Origin of the sequence: Bartonella sp. CR84HXZ (assembly GCF_042194535.1) — a bacterium.
Classification (GTDB): domain Bacteria; phylum Pseudomonadota; class Alphaproteobacteria; order Rhizobiales; family Rhizobiaceae; genus Bartonella; species Bartonella grahamii.
In genome coordinates this window covers 1-3713 of the sequence record NZ_JBHIMY010000050.1, presented here as the reverse complement: position 1 = coordinate 3713, position 3713 = coordinate 1, and the positions used below count along the sequence as shown (strand labels likewise).

The window sequence follows — 3713 nt, the reverse complement described above, 5'->3', positions numbered from 1 at the left end:
TGCCAACCGCTATGTTTTCTGCGGGGGTAGCGTGAACGAGAATGGAAACAAATGCTGCTTGTTTGCCGTCAACATCGCAAAAGTCTGTGCGGGCTGCAACAAGAAGCGCCGTGCCTCTCGGGGAGGGCTGGAATCTGCCGCTTGAATGGTTATAAACCCCCTCCAAAGCCTGTTCGACAGGCGCTACAGCATAGCATCTTTGATACCCAATCACGCCATCTTGGCTGTCTCTTAACACGAGATAAAGCGTGCGACCATGAAACCACTCTGCCATCAGCATATCGCGTTCATGTTTTTTGACCGAACACCACGGAAAATTTGCCATGTCCCATGGGTAATCGATTTGGTCCCAGCTTAACTCTTCATCCCCATCATCTATCCAATTACCAATAAGCCTGCCTTCTTCTCTTGTGAGCGTGTGATTGATCTCTGTTGTGCGCCCAAAGGAAAACAAAGTGCCCCCAGCTGTTAAGCGAACACCGCTTTCATACTCCAACATGCTGTCATCAAGGCGGGACATATTGCATTCAACAGCTTGCACATCATAACCATAGGTCCCTCGACGAAAATCAGAGCGCAAACTTTTGGAAAGATCTGTGATTGCTTCAATGGCTTCAAGGCTTTTCCGTTCAGGCAACTGATCAAAATCAAGTTGAAAGGAATTCCACCATGCCCGCCCCGTCCATGCGGGTTGAAAGCGTGCCGAAATCCCTAGCCATTCAAGCCCCATCTCTATTGCTGCAAGTGAGCCACGTATCCGCTGCCATTGAAGCCCTTGATCAATCAAATCATAGAGGTTTGGAACATAAGGCGTAAGCTCTCCAAGCCCGTATTCTTCAATGAGCCACGGTAAGAAACGGGGAGGGCGTGTGATCAGTTTTGCGCGTAAAATCCCCAAAACAGAACCATCAATATCTTGATGAAAATCGCAAACATCGGCAAGGCGCTTTTCAAATTCTGTCGCGTTTGTGGGAAGGAGGGAACCAACCATTAGCGCGCACGCCCTTTGAAGTTTAAGGTGATTTTTCCAATCGATAAAACTTCTTCATCACAAACCGTACTGTCTTGTGTTGGTGTAATGGCAATGACTTTTTGGACACCAGAAATCATTAGTTTTGAAATCCACCACGACAAACTTAATTCACGACCAATGGCTTGTTCTTGTCTCCATGCTGCTCTTAAATTTGTTTCCATTGTTGTAAGAATTTTCAAAGATGTTTCTGGTAACAGCCAAACATCTGCTTCTAAATCCAGCACTTTTTTGACAGCAGCGTGAACAATGATTGTATCATTGGTCATGATAATATTTTTTCTGTGCAGAGCTTCTGAGACTGTTTGTATGAGATCTTCAGATGCCGTTCCTTCTTCATTGTTACCAAAAAGAGCAACATAGATGGTTGGGTCTTTGCCTTTACGGTAAACAATCGCATCCTTAACACGACTATCTGCTGTTAAGGCTATAAGCTTGTAATAGGGTTCTGTCCCGCTACCATTGCCACCACGGGCATGAAGCTCTATGCGTTCACGATATCTCTCATCACTTTCACCCTCCATGCGGGCAAGACCATGCCAGTTTCCCAAAGCATCAAGAGATTCACCGGTTGCAAAATCAAGAATGTTGTTGCGTGCCGCTTCGTTAATACGCTGTCTTAAAAGCAGTTCTCGATAGCTAAAAGCCTCAATGACTTTTACAGCCGGATCACTTTCAAGAACGGTATATTCAGGCAAAAGCTCTTTTAAATGGGCAAGAGCAGCAGCGCGTATTTCCTCAAAAGAAAGTTCTGTGATGATTTCGGGTTTTGCAAGTACTCCATTCATTTTATCAATAATCCTTCCATGGTAATGGGCTTGCCGGATGGCAAATAAATGCCTTCAAAGGACAAAGAAACTTGTCCAGCCTCACTCCATTTAAAATCAATTTTTTTCAATTTAAAACGCGGTTCCCACTTGTCTAAAGCCTCAGCAACAGCAGCATAAAGAGCAACAGCAAAAGCATTATTAACCGGTGCATCAATGAGTTCAGCAACACGTGAACCATAATCACGACGCATTACACGCGAACCAATCCGCGTTGACAAAATATCAAGGATTGATTGGCGTAAATGATCAATGCCGGTCAATGACTTTCCCGTTGTACGGTCCATTCCACTGTTCAATTGGGACCTCCTGTCATAGAACCACCAGGGGAAACACCACCATGAACATGGCTGTTTCCAATATTTGTGCCGTTATGCTTTAGTCCACTTGAATGAATGGAAACATTATTTCCAGAATGAAGAGAGAGACTATCATTCGAATTCAGTGAAACGCTACCACCTGCCTTCAAAGAGATGTTGCCTTTTGCGTTTAAATTTATATCGCTTTCTGAAACAATCTTTATGCCTTCCGGTGCGGTAAGCTCTAGCTTGCCCCCATCACCTTTTAGTGACACACCATCAGCGATTGTCAGGATAAATTTTCCCCCTGATTTGATATGAATTCCATAAGTGTTTTGTTCATCATCATATTCAAGGCTGGTTCCATCAGGGTATATAGTTCGGTGAATGCTGCCTTTATCGGCTGCTTGATTAGCATCGGTGTGAAGTGAACCAACAATCACCCCTTGTGACAAATCCCCTGATGATGAAACAACAATCACTTGCTCTCCAACATCACGCCCTTCATAAGAGCGTGTTTTACCGGCGCGGGCTTGTGTGTCTGGAATCCAGTCACTGATGAGATTGCCACTTTTTACCCGATAGCGTGCGTTTTTATGGTCGACATGGCTAATCTTCCCCACCACAACCATATTGGCCACACGTCTTTTTAGATCGGTGATTTCTTTATCGCGCCGCTCTAACATGTCCACCTTCAATTTTATGGTATTTATCTTTATTTCTCACGCCTGTTTCTGGTTCAAAGCTTAAGAAAGGTTCAACGAGTCTTGCTGTTACACTGCCTTCTTCTTCATCCATGTTGGGGATATTTGTCACATAAATGACTTCAAAGGTTAAAATTGCACCATGGAGCGCTAGGGCGCCATTATCTCCAAAGGCAAAAGCAATATTTTGCAGGCGGCATGTCTCAACTGTGTTGTTGAGATTGGGATTAGCGTAGAAAACCTCCTCAACTTGCCATGCTAGTTGGTCTACAAAACGTGCTCCATCTTCACATGTTGCATAACATTCAACATCTAGCGTTAAAACACGCCGCCTTATTCCATAATCATAGCCATCTTCAATTGTTTCACTTTGTGTTGAGATATTAATTGCAGGCGTGTTCTCAGGGGAAAAGTTGAAATCACGCATATTGAAAACATTGTCACCAGCTGCCGTCTTTGCTGCCTTTATCAAAGCAACAAAGCTTTCCCTTATCGTTTCTCTCGGATGCATGAGAGCTCCTGTTTAGTTGACGCCGTCTTTACTTTGACTTCCTCTTCGCCCTAAAGGATGAGGTTTTACAGTGTAACGGATAATCAAAATGCTGTTTTACGGTGAGTTAGAAAAAGATGCCTCATTGTTTTATCTCCCGCAAGATAAGCTTATACATACCGGATTCTGAGGCTTGGACATCTGTGATCACGAAGTGCTCTTGAGAGGGGGCGTTGTTGTTTTCAGGGGAAATGATTACAACATTATCTTGAGGGTTTGGTGGTAAGCCCCCAATATCATTGATACAAAGATCAAGTTCCTTTCTTGCAATTGCGGTAGGGATTCTGCCACCAGCGTCCGATT

5 protein-coding genes and 1 pseudogene are annotated in these 3713 nt (G+C 44.1%); all 6 read right to left on the bottom strand.

Going from position 1 to position 3713, the window contains the following annotated elements:
* Nucleotides 1-991, bottom strand: a 991-nt coding sequence (locus tag ACFIKD_RS09050; RefSeq protein ID WP_375647839.1) for a phage tail protein, incomplete at its 3' end; no start/stop codon positions are given.
* Entirely contained in the window at nucleotides 991-1818 is an 828-nt protein-coding gene (locus ACFIKD_RS09045) for a baseplate J/gp47 family protein (RefSeq protein WP_375647837.1), read from the bottom strand. The genes ACFIKD_RS09050 and ACFIKD_RS09045, both read right to left, overlap by 1 nt.
* On the bottom strand, nucleotides 1815-2156 hold the full coding sequence (locus ACFIKD_RS09040) for a GPW/gp25 family protein (protein ID WP_208438644.1): 342 nt from the start codon (nucleotides 2154-2156) through the stop codon (nucleotides 1815-1817). Before ACFIKD_RS09040 ends, ACFIKD_RS09045 begins: the two co-directional genes overlap by 4 nt.
* Nucleotides 2153-2842: a phage baseplate assembly protein V gene (locus tag ACFIKD_RS09035; RefSeq protein WP_375647836.1), complete on the bottom strand. Its 690-nt coding sequence runs from the start codon at nucleotides 2840-2842 to the stop codon at nucleotides 2153-2155. Before ACFIKD_RS09035 ends, ACFIKD_RS09040 begins: the two co-directional genes overlap by 4 nt.
* Entirely contained in the window at nucleotides 2823-3371 is a 549-nt protein-coding gene (locus tag ACFIKD_RS09030; protein ID WP_375647835.1) for a hypothetical protein, read from the bottom strand. Before ACFIKD_RS09030 ends, ACFIKD_RS09035 begins: the two co-directional genes overlap by 20 nt.
* A 121-nt stretch (nucleotides 3372-3492) precedes the next feature.
* A pseudogene (locus ACFIKD_RS09025) lies at nucleotides 3493-3713 on the bottom strand (hypothetical protein); the annotation flags it as partial.

Coding starts and splice junctions, on each gene's coding strand:
- ACFIKD_RS09045 (WP_375647837.1), bottom strand. CDS start 1,818: ATGAATGGAGTACTTGCAAAACCCGAAATCATCACAGAACTTTCTTTT.
- ACFIKD_RS09035 (WP_375647836.1), bottom strand. CDS start 2,842: ATGTTAGAGCGGCGCGATAAAGAAATCACCGATCTAAAAAGACGTGTG.
- ACFIKD_RS09030 (WP_375647835.1), bottom strand. CDS start 3,371: ATGCATCCGAGAGAAACGATAAGGGAAAGCTTTGTTGCTTTGATAAAG.